Annotated in this window: 13 protein-coding genes; 2 read left to right on the top strand and 11 right to left on the bottom strand. The window is 73.6% G+C overall.

The features are described 5' to 3' along the window. Positions 1-8 precede the first annotated feature (8 nt). The 9 genes from WMF42_RS40105 to WMF42_RS40145 form a co-directional block, all read right to left on the bottom strand. Positions 9-1712, bottom strand: a complete 1704-nt coding sequence (locus WMF42_RS40105) for an IgGFc-binding protein (RefSeq protein ID WP_437688344.1) — start codon at positions 1710-1712, stop codon at positions 9-11. 319 nt (positions 1713-2031) lie between these two features. Continuing rightward, the gene (uvrA, locus tag WMF42_RS40110; protein ID WP_061611711.1) at positions 2032-5073 is read right to left on the bottom strand and encodes an excinuclease ABC subunit UvrA; all 3042 of its coding nucleotides are present in this window, start codon (positions 5071-5073) and stop codon (positions 2032-2034) included. A 116-nt stretch (positions 5074-5189) separates the two neighbouring features. Continuing rightward, positions 5190-6008 (bottom strand): Stp1/IreP family PP2C-type Ser/Thr phosphatase, encoded by an 819-nt coding sequence (locus WMF42_RS40115; RefSeq protein ID WP_081426912.1) that lies wholly within the window; start codon positions 6006-6008, stop codon positions 5190-5192. Between the two features lie 386 nt (positions 6009-6394). Beyond that, positions 6395-6838: a hypothetical protein gene (locus WMF42_RS40120; protein ID WP_437688345.1), complete on the bottom strand. Its 444-nt coding sequence runs from the start codon at positions 6836-6838 to the stop codon at positions 6395-6397. Positions 6839-6851: 13 nt separating this feature from the next. Then, complete coding sequence (locus WMF42_RS40125) at positions 6852-7856, bottom strand: DUF2894 domain-containing protein (protein WP_061611709.1); 1005 nt, start codon at positions 7854-7856, stop codon at positions 6852-6854. 329 nt (positions 7857-8185) lie between these two features. After that, positions 8186-8818, bottom strand: a complete 633-nt coding sequence (locus WMF42_RS40130) for an OmpA family protein (RefSeq protein WP_061611708.1) — start codon at positions 8816-8818, stop codon at positions 8186-8188. A gap of 118 nt (positions 8819-8936) precedes the next feature. After that, entirely contained in the window at positions 8937-12293 is a 3357-nt protein-coding gene (locus tag WMF42_RS40135) for a hypothetical protein (RefSeq protein ID WP_437688346.1), read from the bottom strand. An 18-nt stretch (positions 12294-12311) separates the two neighbouring features. Then, positions 12312-13115, bottom strand: coding sequence for a hypothetical protein (locus WMF42_RS40140; RefSeq protein WP_233561978.1), 804 nt, complete (start codon positions 13113-13115; stop codon positions 12312-12314). A gap of 109 nt (positions 13116-13224) precedes the next feature. Then, complete coding sequence (locus tag WMF42_RS40145; protein ID WP_081426722.1) at positions 13225-15360, bottom strand: prolyl oligopeptidase family serine peptidase; 2136 nt, start codon at positions 15358-15360, stop codon at positions 13225-13227. Between the two features lie 259 nt (positions 15361-15619). Between WMF42_RS40145 and WMF42_RS40150 the strand changes: the two genes are divergently transcribed. Next, positions 15620-15820 (top strand): DUF5615 family PIN-like protein, encoded by a 201-nt coding sequence (locus WMF42_RS40150; protein ID WP_267888109.1) that lies wholly within the window; start codon positions 15620-15622, stop codon positions 15818-15820. Positions 15821-15831: 11 nt separating this feature from the next. Next, positions 15832-16620 carry a hypothetical protein gene (locus WMF42_RS40155; protein ID WP_437688347.1) on the top strand — a complete coding sequence of 263 codons (789 nt, stop codon included), beginning with the start codon at positions 15832-15834 and terminating at the stop codon, positions 16618-16620. A gap of 77 nt (positions 16621-16697) precedes the next feature. Here WMF42_RS40155 and WMF42_RS40160 read toward each other — a convergent pair whose 3' ends face one another. Next, a complete protein-coding gene (locus tag WMF42_RS40160) occupies positions 16698-17156 on the bottom strand; it encodes a hypothetical protein (protein ID WP_061610121.1) in 459 nt (152 codons plus the stop codon). Then, on the bottom strand, positions 17153-17536 hold the full coding sequence (locus WMF42_RS40165) for a phage holin family protein (protein ID WP_061610120.1): 384 nt from the start codon (positions 17534-17536) through the stop codon (positions 17153-17155). The genes WMF42_RS40160 and WMF42_RS40165 overlap by 4 nt, the downstream gene beginning before the upstream one ends. Between the last annotated feature and the right edge of the window lie 28 nt (positions 17537-17564).

Here is a 17564-nt window from a genome sequence, read left to right on the forward strand (position 1 = left end):
CGGCGCTGTCACCGGGGCGGGGGCGGCGGCGGCGCGATGGTGAGGAGGTTGAGGCCGCCCGGGTACTGGTAGCTCGTGTAGGAGCCGTAGCCGATCACCTGGATGCCGACGGGGGCCGAGGCGCTCAGCACGTGCGCGCCGCTGTTGCCGGGGCCGAGCTTGACGCGCGCGACGCCGAAGCCCGAGCCGTTGCCGATCGGGGTCGGCGCGGCGTCCACGGCGGCGCCGTCGAGCGTGACCGAGGCGTCCACGGGCTGGATGATGTCGACGTAGCTCTCGTCGTAGTCGCTCGGCGCGAGGAAGATGTACTTGGTGCGGTATTGCTCGACCGCGGTGGGGTGGCTCTGCGACGGATCGCCCTTCTCGTTGGCCTGGCCGGTGGAGCTCTCGACGGCCTCGGCGCCCAGCATGAACGAGCTGACCGCGAACTCGTGATCTCCCACGACCTCGAAGTCCCTCTTCACCAGGCTGAGGTCGACGACCTGGCCGGCGTTGATCCTTGTCGGCCCGCCGTCCGGCCGGCCGGACGGATAGGTGAGCGCCGTGCCGTCGACATTGCCGTAAAGACGCACGATATGCCCGACGACCTTACCGCCCGGCGACGTCGGGACCGTGACGAAGTAACGCTTGCCCAGGGTCTCGGCGGGGAACACCGACTCCTCGATGTGGTCGCACGCCAGCCGGCCGATCGGCGACTGCACGCACGGCATGCCTGTGAGCACCTGGACGGGGTTCGTGGCGGTGACGAGGCTGCCGCTGAGGTCCTTGGCCGGGTCGCCGAGGACCTCGACGACGTCGCCCTCGTCGAGCTCGACCGTGAAGCGCTCGCCGCCGCGCGTCGCGGGGATGCCGCCGCCGGCGACAACCGCGCCGCCCTGGGCCACGCTCACCGTGACGCTGGTGCCGTCCTTGGTGCCCGTGATGACCATATATCCGCCCATCGCGACCTGGGCCCAGCCCTGCTGGCCGGTGATGCGGTAATTGCCTGTCATCGCCGTGCTCGGCAGAAGCAGCGAGGCGTCGTTGGTGAACGAGAAGCAGCCAGCAGTGCTGCCATCGCACACCCTGTTGCCCGGACAGGACGACCAGTCCTTGCCGGCGGGCCCCCCCGCGCCCTTGTACTCGAGCGCGTTGAACTGATAGACGGTGACCGGCCTGGTCGAGACGAGGTGGTACGCGCCGCCGTCCACGCGGACCGACCTGTCGATCGACCGGCCGGAGGCGCACGCGTTCGCGTCGGGTCCCTTCAGCTCGGGGACCCAGGGGAGATAGATCTTGGACAGGCTGTTGGGCTGGATCTCGGCCTGCGCGACGACCTCGCCGGCGCGCGTCACCTCGACCTCGGCGATCTCGTCTCCCGCGTTCGCGACGACGACCGCGTAATCGAAGATCGACCAGACGACGTTGGCGGTGACCGTGGGCCAGAAGTCGCAGCCGACGTAGGACTTGTTCGCGGCGGCCTCCGCGCACGTCTTCGGATCCTCCGCCGGCATCAGGACATCGCCGCCGCCGCCGACGCCGGTGGTGGTGGTGGCGCCGCTGCCGAGATCGTCTCCGACCCCGCCCGTCGCCGTCGAGCCGCCGCCGCCCGAGCCGCCGGCGCCGACGGCGCCGCTCGTGCTTCCAGGACCGGAGGATCCCGATCCGGAAGGCGCAGGCGCCGATGTACCGCTGGCGGAGCAAGCGACAGCGGAGACGGCACCCAGCCACATTCCTAGGCCGAGAAACAGAGAGTGCTTCGAGATCTGCATGGGCCCTCCCGTCAACGGACGTCGAGCACAGGGGCGAGTGCGACAGCCCGGCTCGCTCGGGAAATCAGAGTGGTTTGCTGAAGCAGCTGGTGGGGTGCTTTCGCACTCGAGGACACGCTGGTGTCCATCGATCCCGGCTACGCGCTTTTGTACCGCGATGCAAGCACGCGGAACAAATCCGCCCATGACACCATTCCTGTACAGAATGGATAGGCAGGATCGTCAGAATCAGTGAATTGCTCGTTACATTGCAGCGCTGCGCCTGGAGGCGCGGTGGGCGCTAGCTCGCGCCCAGCAGCGGGCGCAGGAACTGCCCGGTGTACGAGGCCGGCACCTTCGCGACGTCCTCCGGCGTCCCCTCGGCGATGACGCGGCCGCCGCCGGCGCCGCCCTCGGGGCCGAGGTCGACGACCCAGTCGGCGCACTTGATGACATCGAGGCTGTGCTCGATGACCACCACCGTGTTGCCCGCCTCGACCAGCCGGTGGAGCACGCCGAGGAGCTTGCGGATGTCCTCGAAATGCAGGCCCGTCGTCGGCTCGTCGAGCACGTAGAGCGTGCGGCCCGTCTGGCTCTTGCCGAGCTCGCGGCTCAGCTTCACGCGCTGCGCCTCGCCGCCGCTCATCGTCGGCGCGCTCTGGCCGATCTTCATGTACCCGAGGCCGACCTCGACCAGCGTGTCGAGGACGCGCCGCAGGGCGACGTGGTGCTCGAAGAGCTGCCGGCAGTCCTCGATGCTCGTGTCGAGGATGTCGGCGATGCTCTTGCCCTTGTACCGCACTGCGAGCGTCTGCGCGCTGTACCGCTTGCCGGCGCACACGTCGCAAGGGACGTAGACGTCGGCGAGGAAGTGCATCTCGACCTTCACCATGCCGTCGCCGCTGCACGCCTCGCAGCGCCCGCCCTTCACGTTGAAGCTGAACCGCCCCGGGCCATAGCCGCGCGCGCGCGACTCCGGCAGCTCGGCGAAGATCTCGCGGATCTGGTCGAACGCCTTCGTGTACGTCCCCGGGTTCGAGCGCGGCGTGCGGCCGATCGGCTTCTGGTCGATCGCGATCACCTTGTCGAGCGCCTTGAGCCCCTTGATCGCGCGGTGCGCGCCGACCGGCTCGGTGCTGTTGTGGAGCGCCCGGCCCAGCGCCGGGAGGAGGATGCCGTTCACGAGCGAGCTCTTGCCGGCGCCGCTCACCCCTGTCACCGCGAGCAGCACCCCGAGCGGGAACCGGACATCGATGTTGCGCAGGTTGTGCTCGGACGCGCCCAGGATCTCCAGCCACCCGCGCGGCGCGCGCCGCGCCGCGGGCACCTCGATGCGCGCGCGCCCGGACAGGTACGCGCCGGTCAGGCTGTCGGGGTGGCGCTCGACCTCCTCGGGCGTCCCCGCGGCCATCACCCGGCCGCCGAGGTGCCCCGCGCCGGGGCCGAAATCCACGACGTAATCGGCGGCCCGGATCGTCTCCTCGTCGTGCTCGACAACGAGCACCGTGTTGCCGAGATCCCGGAGGCGCCGCAGCGTCTCGATGAGGCGCTGGTTGTCCCGCTGGTGCAGGCCGATGCTCGGCTCGTCGAGCACGTACATCACCCCGGAGAGCTCGCTGCCGAGCTGGCTCGCCAGCCGGATGCGCTGCGCCTCGCCGCCGCTCAGCGTCGGGCCGGAGCGATCGAGCGTCAGGTACTCGAGGCCCACGTTCAGGAGGAAGCTTAGCCGGCTCGTGATCTCCCGCCGCACCCCCTCCGTGATCTTCTGCCGGTTGCCCGGGAGCTCCAGCCGGGAGAAATGCTCGAATGCGTCCCGCACCGTCATCGAGGTGACGTCGGCGATCCCCCTGTCGGCGACGCGCACGGCGAGCGACTCCGGGCGCATGCGCCGGGAGCCGCAGGCGTCGCACGCCCGCTCGCTCATGAACTTGCGGTAGGCCTCCCGCGCCGACTCGGACGACGACTGCTGGAACCGGCGCATCAGGCTCGGGATCACGCCCTCGAAGCGCATGCCCCAGGTGCCGTGCGTCTCGCTCCCCTCCTTGCCCCACGTCACCGCGATGCGCTTGCCCGAGAGGCCATGGAGCACCATCTCCTGCTTCTTCGCCCCGAGCTTGCGCCAGGGCGCGTCGAGGTCGACCGAGCACGCCTTGGCCACGGCGTCGATGATGCGGAACGTCCAGCCCTCGCCCCGCGCCATGGCCGACGCCCAGGGGGCGATGGCGCCCTCGCGGATCGACAGCGAGGGGTCCGGGATCACGAGGTCGGGGTCGATCTCGAGGCGGGTGCCGAGGCCATTGCACGCGCCGCACATGCCGAGCGGGCTGTTGAACGAGAAGCTCTGCGGCGACAGCTCGGGGAAGCTCTGGCCGCAGCAGGAGCGCGCGGCGCTGAACAGCAGCGGGGCCGCCGGGCGGCGCTTGCGCGCCGCGGCGCCGTCGTCGGCCTGGAGCTCGACCCGGAGCTCGCCGCGGCCCTCCTGGAGCGCGAGCTCGACGCCCTCGGTGATGCGCTGGCGCTCGTCGGCGCGCACGACAAGCCGGTCCACGACGAGCGCGATGGTGTGCTTGAGCTTCTTGTCGAGCCGCGGCGCCTCGTCGAGCCGGTGCTGCGCCCCGTCGATCTCGACCCGCACGAAGCCGCGGCCCCGGAGCTCCTCGAAGAGGTCCTTGAACTCCCCCTTCCGGTGCGTCACGAGCGGCGCGAGCAGCACGAACTTCGTCCCCTCGGGCATCGCGAGGAGCTCGCCGACGATCTGCTCCGAGCTCTGCGCCTTCACCGGCTTGCCGCAGAGGTGGCAATGCTGCTCGCCGGCGCGCGCATAGAGCACGCGCAGGTAATCGTAGACCTCCGTGATCGTGCCGACCGTGGAGCGCGGATTGCTCGACGCGCTCTTCTGCTCGATGGCAATCGTCGGCGACAGCCCGCGCAGGTGCTCGACCTGCGGGCGCTCGAGCTGACCGAGGAACTGGCGGGCGTAGGAGCTCAGCGTCTCGACGTATCGCCGCTGCCCCTCGGCGTAGAGCGTGTCGAACGCCAGGCTCGATTTGCCCGAGCCGCTCACCCCCGTGAACACGACGAGCTTGCGCTTCGGGACCTCGAGCCGATCGATGTGGAGGTTGTGCTCGCGCGAGCCGAGCACCTCGATGAAATCCGGCTCGCGCGCCGCGTCGAGGAGCTTGAGCGGCGCCCGGTGCTCCGCCGGGTCGAGCGCGGGCGCGGCCGGCTCAGCGCGCCGCGCGCCGCGGAGCTTCCCCGTGCCGGCCGCCGCCGCGCTCCGGGGGGTCGATGTCGTGGAGCTCGTCAACTGCGGCTGTGCCGATCCGTTCGTTCGCGCGCCCATCGGGATTCCCGACCGGCATTAACATGGTGGCGCGCTCTCCGGCAGTTGACGTTTCATGGAAAAGGGGACAAGCCGCGCGCAATGCGCGGCCCCACACGGCCCGTGCGATGCGCGGCTCAGCGCCTGGGCTGGCCGTCGGGAGAGGCGCGCCAGCGCACGACAACGCAGGTGACGTTATCGGGGCCACCGTTCTCGTTGGCGCGCTTGACGAGCCGCGCGGTGATCTCGCCGAGGTCGACGCGCTCTCCAAGGATACTTGCGATATCTTGCGCCGGCACCACGCCGGACAGGCCGTCCGAGCAGAGGAGCATGACGTCGCCGCCCTCGATGGCCTCGATCCGCGTCTCCACCTCGACGGCCTCGTCGGTGCCGAGGGCGCGGGTGATCACGTGCTGGAGCGGGAACGTGCTGGCCTGCTCGGGGAGGAGGTGGCCGAGGCGGATGCACTCGTTGACCAGCGAGTGATCTCGAGTGAGCTGCTCGAGGCGCTGATCGCGGAGGCGGTATACGCGGCTGTCGCCCACGTGCGCGATGGCGACGAAGCCGTCGCGCGCGAGCGCGGCGACGAACGTGGTGCCCATCCCGCGCTTCTCCCGGTCGCGCCGCGCCGCGGAGAAGATGCGTCCGTTCGCGAGCTGGATGCCCGCGACGAGCAGCGGCAGGCCCTGATCGACGTAGCGGGCCTCGGAGCCCCGGACCGTGGGCGGGCCGACGCTGACGGCGACAGGCCAGGTGGACTCCGGGTCGTTGAAGAAGTCGCGCACGGTGTCGATCGCCATCCGCGACGCGACCTCCCCGGCGGCGCGCCCTCCCATGCCGTCGGCCACGAGGAACAGCCCGCGCGACTCGAGGATCGCGAAGCTGTCCTCGTTCGTGTCCCGGACCATGCCGGGATGGCTGATCCCGGCGGCTTCAAAGACGAGGTGAGGCTGCACGGCGCTTCCCCCCAGCTTGCTCGCGGGCACGCTCTGCCGAGCTGCCGGACGACGGGCGCTCATCGCGCGTCATCCGCGCCCTTCCGGCGCCTGGCTCGACCCCATCGTGCAGTACAGGACGCTCGGTCTAGTCATCGTGCTGCCCGCTCCGGTGGCCTTGCGCGAGCCTACGCGCCAAGGATCGGTCGCGTCCACCAGATCAGGCCTCAGGCCGCGCCTGGCGGCGATCGTCCGCGCGGAGGTCGGACGCCGCGCGTGCTGCGCGCAGCTTGCCGTTTCGCTTCCGCCGCTTCCGCCGTCCGCCTGCGCCGTGGCCGCGGGGAGGCCCGCGGCAGGGCCGGTGGGCTGCTGGACCGACCGGAACGCACCGGCGCGCCGCGGATCCGTCACGGGACCGCGAGCCGCTCGGCGCCGCCGCCGGAGCAGGCGCTCAGCGCGAAGCCGAACCGGTCCTCGGTGCCCTCCTGCATGATGCGCTCGAGGTTGCGGCAGGCGTGGCGGAAGACGCCCTGCATGGCGTAGCGGTCCTTGCTGTCCACGACGACCACGACGCCCGTGGCCGTGACCTCGAGGTGGTAGCTGACGGGGTCGCCCTCGATGGTGTACCGGGTCGTCTTGAACTCGGACGGCTCGCGGTTCCTGTACGCCTGCCAGATGCACTCGCGCGCCGCGCCGTTGTAGCCGTCGCCGTGCCGGACGACCTCGGTGCCGCACTGCTTGAGCGGCGGCGTCGCCGGCCCGCTCTGCACCTTGTCGGCGGCGGAGGAGCAGGCGGCGGCGAGCAGGGCGAGCGCGAGGACAGCGAGGGATCGGCCTGGCGAGCGAGGCATGGGGACTACTTACCTAACGCGATCCACGGAAAAGGGATTCTTTTTTTCGGGCGGGCCGGCGGCGGGCGCCGGCGTCGGGGGTGTTCCTCACGTCCCGCGTGCTGCGCGGGGCGGCTTTCTTCCGGGTTGGCTTTTCTGGCGGCGGCTCGAGCGCGGCGGCCAGGGCGCCGAGGTCCTGGAGGCCGGCGACGAGGGCGCGGAGGTAGGGCTCGGAGAGGCGCTCGGCGGCGCAGAGCGCGCGGGCGGCGAGCACCTGGGCGTTGTAGGGGCCGGCGTCCTCGGGGACGTTGTCGGTCGCGCGCGCGACAGCGAGCGTGGCGCGGGCGCTCACGAGCGACTCGTGGAAGAGCGCCGTGGAGAGCGCGTTGCTGAGCGCCTGGGCTTGCCGCTTGACCCGGCGCTCGATGACGTCGCCGTCGCACGGGAGCTGCGCGAGGTCGCGCGCGAGCGGCTCGGGGAGGCGCACCTCGCGCGCCGCGATCTCGCCGCGCAGGCGCGCGAGCGAGGGGACGGCGGTCTTCTGCCGGCCCTGGGCGAGCGCGCGCAGGCGGCGGCGAGCGGCCCGAACGACGGCGGGGAGGTCGCCGAGGGCGAGGGCGGCGGCGAGCGCGCCGTCGTCGGGGATGCCGGCGTCGGCGAGGGCGCGGAGCTGGGCCTCGGCCTCGGCGCGCGCGCGGTGGAAGGAGGCCTCGAGCGCCGCGAGCCGGTCGGCGGCGCGGGCAGCGAGGCGCGCGCGGGCGCCGCCGTCGAGGGAGCCGGCGCGCTCGAGGAGCGCCTCGATGAGGCGGTAGCTGGCGGGGTCGAAGCGAGAGGCGCCGGCTGCCTGGAGGGCAGCGAGGCGGGTGGGGAGGAGGTGGGGGGTATCGGATGACCCAGGGTGGGTGACGGTGAGCGATCCGGGATGAGCGGTGCGAGGAGGCGAGCCGGGTTTTGCAGCGATGGACGGCCCGGGGTGGGGGGTAGCAGATGACCCGGACTGGGGGGCGGCAGCCGACCCAGGTTGGGGGTCGGCGGCCACCGACCCAGGTTGCGGCGGGCGTCCCGACCGAGGTTGAGCGGCCACAACCGACCCGGGTTGAGGGGCCTCAGCGACCGACCGAGGTTGAGCGGCGGCTGCAACCGACCGGGGTTGGAGGTCCACGGCCGCCGACCCAGGTTGAGGCGGGCGCCCCGACCGAGGTTGAGCGGCGGCCGCAACCGACCCGGGTTGGGGGTCCGCGGCCGCCGACCCAGGTTGAGGCGGGCGCCCCGACCGAGGTTGAGCTGGACGCCGCTGAGGTTGGGCTGGACGCCGCTGGCGCTCCTCCGGGTCGACAACCGGCGGCAAAAAATCCAGCGTCGACGGCATCAGGGAGCGCCCCGCCGCGGGATGGGCGAGATCTCGACGCGGCGGTTCTTCGCCCGGTTCTCGCTCGTATCGTTGGGCGCAACCGGGTGCCGCTCGCCGAAGCCGGCGGCGAACAGCGCCTTGTCGGGGACGCCGGCCACGGCGAGCGCGCGCGTCACCGTGAGCGCGCGCTGCGCCGAGAGCTCCCAGTTGTCGGCATAGCCACGGGAAGAGCTCGTGAGCGGGCGGTCGTCCGTGAAGCCGCTCACCATGATGAGCTCGTCATGATGCTCGAGGTAGGCCTTGAGCGGGTCCGCGAGCGCGCGCAGCAGCGCCACGCCCTCCGGCTGGAGCTCGGCGGAGTTGAGCTCGAACAGGATGCTGCCGCGGATCCCGATGCGCCCCTCCGTCAGCGTGATCCTCCCCTCGGCGAGCGGTCCGGCCAGGGCGCGCTCGAGCGACTCGAGGCGCGCGCGCTCCGCGGCGCGGGTGGCGCGCTCGACGGCGAGATCGCGGGTCAGGTCGACCTGGAACGAGATGGCCCAGACGAAGAAGAGCACGAAGAGCCCGAAGAGACAGGCCATCAGGTCGCCGAAGACCGGCCAGACCGCCGCCTGCTCGAGCGCGTCGTCCTCGGCCGGCGTCAGGGACATCGGCGGCGAGCTCTCATGGACGGCACCAGGAACATCGAGGAGCTCTCCCAGCGGGCCATGGACCTGACGACCTGCGGGCACGAGGAGCCGGGAGGAGGGGGCAGCGCGGGGCGGCGCATCAGCTCGTCCTGCTCCTCAGCGCCCGCAGCTCGGAGAAGAGCTCGCGCTGGAACTGCAACGAATGGTCGAACACCTCGCGGGTCTGGTCGAGGTAGGCGCCGAGGAGGTCCGCCGCCTCCCCGTGATCGCGGCGCTCGACCGCGTCCTCGATCGCGCCCAGGCTGTTCAGCCAGCGATCGCTGGCGTCGCGGTAACGGTCGACAGCGACGGTGAACATCTCGGCCACCGCCGTCATCTCGGCGCCGCCGGCCCGCACGAGCTCCGAGGCCTCGCGCACAACCGCCGCCGTCGCCTCGAGGCTCTCACCGAGCCCGCGCGCGTGCGCGCCGAGCCGCTCGGCCAGCCCCTCGGCCGCCTCTCGCCGCGCGCCGTCCAGCCGCTCCTCGAACGCCGCCAGCCGCGCCGCCTGCTCCGCCAGCAGCGCCCCCGCAGCATCCCCCAGCGCCGCCACCCGCGCCTCGGCCCGCGCGTCACGCTCCGCCGCGCCCTGCGCCACCTGCTCCGCCAGCGCCGCCACCCGCTCGGCCTGCTCCCGCGCGCTCCCGGACATCCCCGCCGTCGCCTCCGACAGGCCCTCCAGCAGCGCGTCCAGCCGCGCGTCGCGCGCCGCGTCCGCCTCCGCGCGCGCCGACAGCCGCTCCGACGCCTCCGCGATCAGCCGCGACGCCGCCTCCGGCGCTGCCTGCGCCGCGCGCGCCGCCTCCGTCAGCGGCGCCGCCAGCGCCTCGCCCAGCGCCGTCAGGTGCGCCGCTCGCGCCGCGTCCAGCTCCGCCTGCCGCTCCGCCGCCTCGGCCAGCCGCGCCGCCTGCGCCCGCTCCAGCCGCTCGATCGCCTCCCCCACCACCGCCGCAAGCCGCTCCGCCTGCCCCTCCAGCCGCGACGCCGACTCGGTCTCGAGCGCCTGCCGGCGCGCGACAGCTTCCCGATCCAGCCGCTCGAGCCGCTTCGCCGCGCCCTCCTCCATCTGCTCCAGCCGCGACGCCACGCCCCCCTCGAGCCGCTCCAGCCGCGACGCCACGCCCCCCTCGAGCCGCTCCAGGCTCTCACCGAGCCCGCGCGCGTGCGCGCCGAGCCGCTCGGCCAGCCCCTCGGCCGCCTCCCGCCGCGCGCCGTCCAGCCGCTCCTCGAACGCCGCCAGCCGCGCCGCCTGCTCCGCCAGCAGCGCCCCCGCAGCATCCCCCAGCGCCGCCACCCGCGCCTCGGCCCGCGCGTCACGCTCCGCCGCGCCCTGCGCCACCTGCTCCGCCAGCGCCGCCACCCGCTCGGCCTGCTCCCGCGCGCTCCCGGACATCCCCGCCGTCGCCTCGGACAGCTTCTCCAGCAGCGCGTCCAGCCGCGCGTCGCGCGCCGCGTCCGCCTCCGCGCGCGCCGACAGCCGCTCCGACGCCTCCGCGATCAGCCGCGACGCCGCCTCCGGCGCCGCCTGCGCCGCGCGCGCCGCCTCCGTCAGCGGCGCCGCCAGCGCCTCGCCCAGCGCCGTCAGGTGCGCCGCTCGCGCCGCGTCCAGCTCCGCCTGCCGCTCCGCCGCCTCGGCCAGACGCGCCGCCTGCGCCCGCTCCAGCCGCTCGATCGCCTCCCCCACCACCGCCGCAAGCCGCTCCGCCTGCCCCTCCAGCCGCGACGCCGACTCGGTCTCGAGCGCCTGCCGGCGCGCGACAGCTTCCCGATCCAGCCGCTCGAACCGCTTCGCCGCGCCCTCCTCCATCTGCTCCAGCCGCGACGCCACGCCCCCCTCGAGCCGCTCCAGCCGCGACGCCACGCCCCCCTCGAGCCGCTCCAGGCTCTCGCCGAGCCCACGCGCGTGCGCGCCGAGCCGCTCGGCCAGCCCCTCGGCCGCCTCCCGCCGCGCGCCGTCCAGCCGCTCCTCGAACGCCGCCAGCCGCGCCGCCTGCTCCGCCAGCAGCGCCCCCGCAGCATCCCCCAGCGCCGCCACCCGCGCCTCGGCCCGCGCGTCACGCTCCGCCGCGCTCTGCGCCACCTGCTCCGCCAGCGCCGCCACCCGCTCGGCCTGCTCCCGCGCGCTACCGGACATCCCCGCCGTCGCCTCGGACAGCTTCTCCAGCAGCGCGTCCAGCCGCGCGTCGCGCGCCGCGTCCGCCTCCGCGCGCGCCGACAGCCGCTCCGACGCCTCCGCGATCAGCCGCGACGCCGCCTCCGGCGCCGCCTGCGCCGCACGCGCCGCCTCCGTCAGCGGCGCCGCCAGCGCCTCGCCCAGCGCCGTCAGGTGCGCCGCGCGCGCCGCGTCCAGCTCCGCCTGCCGCTCCGCCGCCTCGGCCAGCCGCGCCGCCTGCGCCCGCTCCAGCCGCTCGATCGCCTCCCCCACCACCGCCGCAAGCCGCTCCGCCTGCCCCTCCAGCCGCGACGCCGACGCGACGTCCGCCTCCCGCCGCGCGCGCGCCTCCTCGTCGAGGCGCCGCTCGACCGCCTGCAGCGCCTCGCCCGCTGTCGCGCCGGCGCGCTCCACCGCCTCGGCAAGGATCGGCCTCACCACGCCGGCCGCCACGTCGGCCGTCTGCCGGAGGCCCGCCGCGATGTCGCCGCGGATCCCGGCCGCGGCCTCCGCGAACGAGGCGGCGGTCTGGCGCGCGCCCTCGACCTGGACGGCCAGGAGCCGCTCCTCGAGGCGCTCGAGCCGGGTGGTGGCCTCGCGCAGCGACGACGCCGCCGCGGGCAGCGCGTCGCCCTGCCGCGCGAGCGCCTCCAGCGCGGCGAGCTGCCGGCCCGCGACAGTGAGCGCCGCGAGCGGGCCCGCCGCGTAGGCCTGGAGCGCGGCAACGGCCGCGCCCTCGGTCCGGCGCACGAGCACGGAGGCGAGCCCGAGCATCGCCGACGCGGCGACGCCCGCCGCCGATGTGCCGAACGCGCGCGACAGGCCCTGCATCGGCGCGGCCAGGCTCTGCCGCAGCGCGTCCACATCGGCGCTCAGGGTCAGCGCCTCGCGCGCCCCCCGCAGCGTCTCGAACAGGCCGAGGAACGTGCCGAGCAGCCCGATCGTCACGAGCAGGCCGACGAGGTACGACGCGAACGATGCGCCGGCCGTTGGCGACGCCACCCCGGCGATCCGCGCCTCGAGCAGCGGCCGGAGCGGCGCGCTGCTCTGCTCGATCGCCGCCCGCGTCGCCGGCCGCGGCAGCGCGGCGATCTCGCGCCCGAGCCGCGCGGCCCGCCCCGCGCGCACGAACAGCTCGAGCGTGCCGAGCGCGAGCCCGAGCGCGATGAGCTGCACCAGGCGGTACGCGAGCGGATCCGTCCCGCGGTAGACGAGCGCCGCCCGCCCCACGAGCGCGAGGCCGAGCCCCCCGGCGAGGAGCACCAGGAGCCGCGTCGTCCACTGCCGCGCCGTCGCGAGCCGCATCGTCAAGCCCCCCGCGGGCTACGCGGGCTCGCCCGCCGCCGCGGCCCCGTCGACCAGCGCGAGCAGCCGGCCCGCCTCGTGCGCGAGCGCCGCCTGCACCACGAGCTCCATGCGCTGGAGCTCCCGCCCGAGCCACCGATCCTGCCCGAACCAGCCCGCGATCTCCTCGATGCCGGCCTCCTCCGGCAGCGCGGCCACCGCGCCGCGGAGGCCGCGCGCGAAGGCGCGCGCGAGGCCGGGGACGAGCTCGGCGAGCGCGCGCTCGCGCCGCTTCTGGGTCGCGGCGGAGATCGCCGCGTCGAGCCGCTCGAGCCGCGCCGCGCCCGGGCCGAGCGCCCGCAGCGACGGCGCGAGCTCCTCCCGCAGCGCGCGCGTCTCGAGCCGGATGCGGCCGAGGACGCGGTCGGCGAGCTCGCCGAACGGCCCCCAGAGCTGGCCCGCCGCGTGCGCGAGCGCGCGCCCGGCGCGCGAGCGCGCGGGCAGCACCCCTGTCTGCTCCAGCGTCGCGAGCACCGCCCCGGCGTCGGGCAGCTTGTTCCGCCGGTGGAACGGCGCGGCGAACACGTGGTCGAGCGCCTCGGCGAGCTCGCCGAGGCGATCTGCGGCCAGCGCCCGGACCTCGGCGCGCGCACCGGCGGCCGGCGGCGGCGCCGACGACGGGGCGGCGCGGTCGAGCTGCGAGAGCTCGCGCGCGAGCGAGACGCTCCCGTGCAGGTCCATGAGCCCGGCCAGGACCGCCGCGGGGTCGGAGAGCTCCGCGAGCGGCGCGCGCGGCTCCTCCGCGAGCGCCGAGACGGCGGTCGCGAGGGGGCGCGAGGTCAAAGGCCCGCGCCGCGAGGACCCGGCTCCGGGGTGAAGCATTCGCACAGCGGCGCGTTGTTACCCGTCGCGGCGCTGAGCCGCAAGCCTGTCCGTCGCGCCGCCTCGCGCCTTACCTGATGGCGTGCGCCTTCGCGCTCGTGGCCGACAGCGCGAAGGAGATCTGGTCGGCGCCCTTCTCGACGGCCGCCTTGATGAGATCCGCGCCCCCGTGCCCGGCGTTGCGCTCGATGCGGAGCAGGACCGGGCCGCCAGCGCTCGCCGCCTGGAGGGCGGCGGCGAACTTGCGCGCGTGCATGGGATCGACCCGATCGTCGCTGTCGGCCGACAGCAGCAGGACGGCCGGGTACCTCGTCCCCGGCCTGACGCGGTGATAGGGCGAGTAGGCGTGGAGCGCATTGAACTGCTCCGGGTCGTCGGCGGATCCATATTCGCTGATCCACGTCTTGCCGGACCCGAACAGGTGATATCGCACCATGTCGAGCAGGGGAACGCCGCAGACGACGGCCCCGAACAGCTCCGGCCTCTGCGTGAGCGCGGCGCCGACGAGCAGCCCGCCGTTCGAGCCGCCCTGGATGACGAGCCGCTCGGGTTGCGTGTACCCCTCGCGGACCAGGTGCTCCGCGGCGGCGATGAAGTCGTCGAAGACGTTCTGCTTCTTGAGCAGCATCCCGTCCCTGTGCCACGCCTCGCCGTACTCGCCGCCGCCGCGCAGGTTCGCCACCGCGTACACGCCGCCCCGCTCCAGCCAGGGGTACATCGACGCGGTGAACGAGGGGGTCTGCGAGATCTGGAAGCCTCCGTATCCATAGAGCAGCGCGCGGGAGCTACCGTCCTTCTTCATGTCCTTGCGACGGACGATGAACATCGAGATCTTCGTGCCGTCCCTGGACGGGAAGAACGTCTGCTCGACGGTGAAGGGCGACGGGTCGACTGGCACGTCGATGCGCGCGTAGAGCGCCGTCTCACCCGTCTTGATGGACGTCGCGTAGATCGCCTGAGGCGAGGTGAAGGACTCGAACGAGAAATACGCCTCGTCCTCGTCGGGCAGCCCGGACGGGCCGCCCACGGTGCCGATGCCGGGCAGCGGGACCTCGCGGACCAGCTTGCCGTCGAGCGAGCGCACCTCGACCCGGCTCGAGGCGTCCTCGAGATAGCTCAGCGCGAGGTGCCCACCCACGACGGAGACGCTGTCCAGCGTGGCGTCGGGGCGCTCCGGGACGATCTCCTTCCACGCGGCGCGCTCCGGCCTGCCCGGGTCGACCTCGAAGAGGCGGTAATGCGGCGCGCCCTCGTCGGTGTGGACGTAGAACCGGTCCTTGTGGACCTCGACGTTGTAATGAGCGTCGCGCCCGACGGCGAGCGGCTTGTCCACCGCCTGCGCCTGCCCGCCCGGCTTGCGGAGATCGCGGAAGTAGACGTCCGTCGAGGTCCACCCGTGGGACACCGTGAGCACGAGGAAGCGGCCGTCCTTGGAGAGGGACACATTGAGGAACGTCTTCGGGTCGCCCGTCTTGCCGCGCACAACGCGATCCTGCTTGGGATCCTGGCCGAGCCGGTGGAAGCGCACCTCCGCGTAGCCGGGCCTGTCGGCGACCGGGATCGACGGGTCGGTGGGGAGCCAGACGTAGTAAAAGCCGTCGCCCGAGGGCGTCCACGACGCGTACGCGTACTTGCCCCCTTCGATGACGTCGACCTCGGAGCGCTTGCCGGACGCGACATCCATCACATAGAGGGTCGCCTCATCGGAGTTGTTCTTCTGGACCTTGTAGGCGACGTTCTTGCCGTCCCACGACACCTCCCAGCCGCCCAGCGAGACGCTGCCGTCGTCAGACCACCGGTTCGGGTCGAGCAGCGCGCGCTCCTCGCCGCCCTTTCCTTCCTTCCAGTAGATGATCGACTTCTCCTTCGTCGCGTGCCTCCGGCTCAGGAAGTACCGGCCCCGCCGGTGGCGCGGCGCGGAGACAGCGTCGATGTAGAAGAGCTGCTTGAGCCTCGACGCGATCGCGTCCCGCTCCGGGAGCCGGGAGAGCTCGGCGCGCGTGAACGCGTCCTGAGACTTCATCCACTCCTTCACCTCCGGCGAATCGCCGTCCTCGAGCCAGCGGTACGGATCGGTGATCTCGACCCCATGCAGGGTGTATTTCACCGGAACGGCGCGGGTGGGCGGGTACGCGGGGCGGCCAGGGGGAGCGGGGGCGGGCGCAGCGCTGGCCGCGCCAGGGGGCAACGAGGAGCTTGCTGTCATGGTGGGACCCGTTCGGTGTGCGTCGGCACCTCCACAGGCGCCAGCGAGAAACGCCGCGAGGAGCAGGCCGGGAGAAGCCTTCATTGGACGAGCAGCATAGCGCGCCCCGCGTTGCCCGCGCACCTGGGCACGCGGGTCTGCTCCGCGCGCTCCGGCGCGGCGCGCGGAGCAGGCGCGCGCGTCTCCCCTCGGCGCGCGGAGGCCGGGGCCACCTCTGGCTGGCGCGGCGCGCCTCGCCGGCGACGAGGACGTGCGCTCGGTGGTCGATGAAGGGATGGACGGCAGAGATGATGTCGACTTGCTCCGCCACGCACATCGTCAGCGACGAGTCACCCTGACCCACGATGGGGACTTCGGGATGCTGGCCTATCGCGGCGGCGAGCCGTTTCGTGGCCTCATCCACCTGAAGCCCGGGCACATCTCCTCGATCTTCGTGCTCGAGACCCCGGCCATCGTATAGGAAGGAAGCCCATGGCGACGCCCCTCCACCCTGGACGCGCGACCGCGCTGCCGGCGCTCCTCGGCATCTGCCTGCTCCAGTCCGCCGCAGCCGCGCAGCAGACAGCGCCGGCGGACGCAGCCGCGCAGCAGACAGCGCCGGCCGCGCCCGCCGGCGCGGAGCCGCAGCCCCCGGGCGCAGCGGACGACCCGGCCGGCGCGGAGCCGCAGCCTGCCGCGGAGACGCCAGCGATCGATCCGCTGTTCTCGCCGAGGCGAACGACGCGGCGCGGCGGGTTCGCCGCGGGGATCTCCGGCGGCCTCGCGCTCGGGAGCGCCGCCGGCTACCCGAATGACGTCCAGAAGATAGGATTCCAGCGTCACTACACCGAGACAGGCGTCGGCATCGGCGGGGGAGGCTACGTCTGGCTCGGCGGCGTGCTCGCGGACTGGCTCACGTTCGGCGCCGGGGTCGGCGGGCACGCCCTGGCCGCCGCGGACCACTCCATCCTGGCCGGCGGCTTCATGTTCCACACCGAGATCTTCCCGCTCTTCTCGCTCGGGGAGCGCTGGACTGACGTGGGCGTCATCCTCGACGCGGGCACCGGCTTGGCCTACACGACCGCGGACGCCGACGACGACACCGACGCCATCGACGGCGCCCTCCCCGCCCGCATCGGAGGCGGCGTGTTCTACGAGGGGATCCGCCTCTGGAAGGTGTCGATGGGCCCCTGGCTCTACGCCGATTACACCTGGAGCACGTCCGTGCGCCAGCCAGGGTTCTACCTCGGCTGGCGCACCGCCCTCTACACCGAGCCCTGAGCCGCCCATCCCCCACCCCGCGCGGAGAACACCCTCTCCGGGGGCCGGGCAGCTCGGCGAATCCCGCCAAGACGACCCTAGGCCTGCAGCTCCGGAACCCGCCTCCGCGACAAGGCCTCTCGCCCCGGCGTCACCATCGTGAGCCGGATCCCGCGCCGGATGAGCTGTATCGCCAGGAAGGACACCGCGCCCACCAGGATCTTCCGCCCGATCTCGCGCGGAACGCTCGGCTTCGCCCGCGGCGCCACCCAGTCGGGGTGCCGCCAGAAGCGGACGAGCGCCCGCACGCGCTCCCGCCGCAGCCGCGCGTCGCGCGCGCGCGCCTCCCGGACCACCGAGATCACCGCCGCGCCCCCCATCAGCACGAGCATGAGCCCCCCCGTGACCACCCCGGCGCCGTGCCGGCGCACCTGGGTCTTCACGTCGAGGATCGCGTGGCGCCGCTGATCGATCGCCTCGATCGTGTGCAGCAGCCGATCGCGCAGCTCGTCCGCCTTCCGCTCGAACTCCTCCCGCTGGCCGTTCAGCCCCCTCATACGATGTGCTCCCGGACCAGCCGCACGTCCGACCCGAGGCGGCCCCGCGTCCGCTCCAGCGGCCTCTTCGGCACGCGCCCGTAGCCGACGAGCCCCACCACCACGGCCACGGCGATGAGCCCGAGCCCGATCAAGAGCGCCGGCAGCGGCGCCGGCGCGATCGCCAGCGCGATCGCGACGAGCACCAGCGCGACGCCGAGCAGCGCCGCCGCGGCCGCCGCGCCGAGCGCGACGCCCGACGCCTTCGCCCGCGCGATCTCCTGGTTGATCTCGTCGCGCGCCAGCGCGACCTCGACCTCGATCAGCTCACGGGCCTCGACGATCGCCTCCTTCACGAGGTCCGCCGTCGAGCTCTCGGGCCTGGGATCCACCTGCCTCATGGAACACCTCTCCGCGTCAGCGAACGCG

This window comes from Sorangium sp. So ce176 (assembly GCF_051519835.1).
GTDB classification, from domain to species: domain Bacteria; phylum Myxococcota_A; class Polyangia; order Polyangiales; family Polyangiaceae; genus Sorangium; species Sorangium cellulosum_G.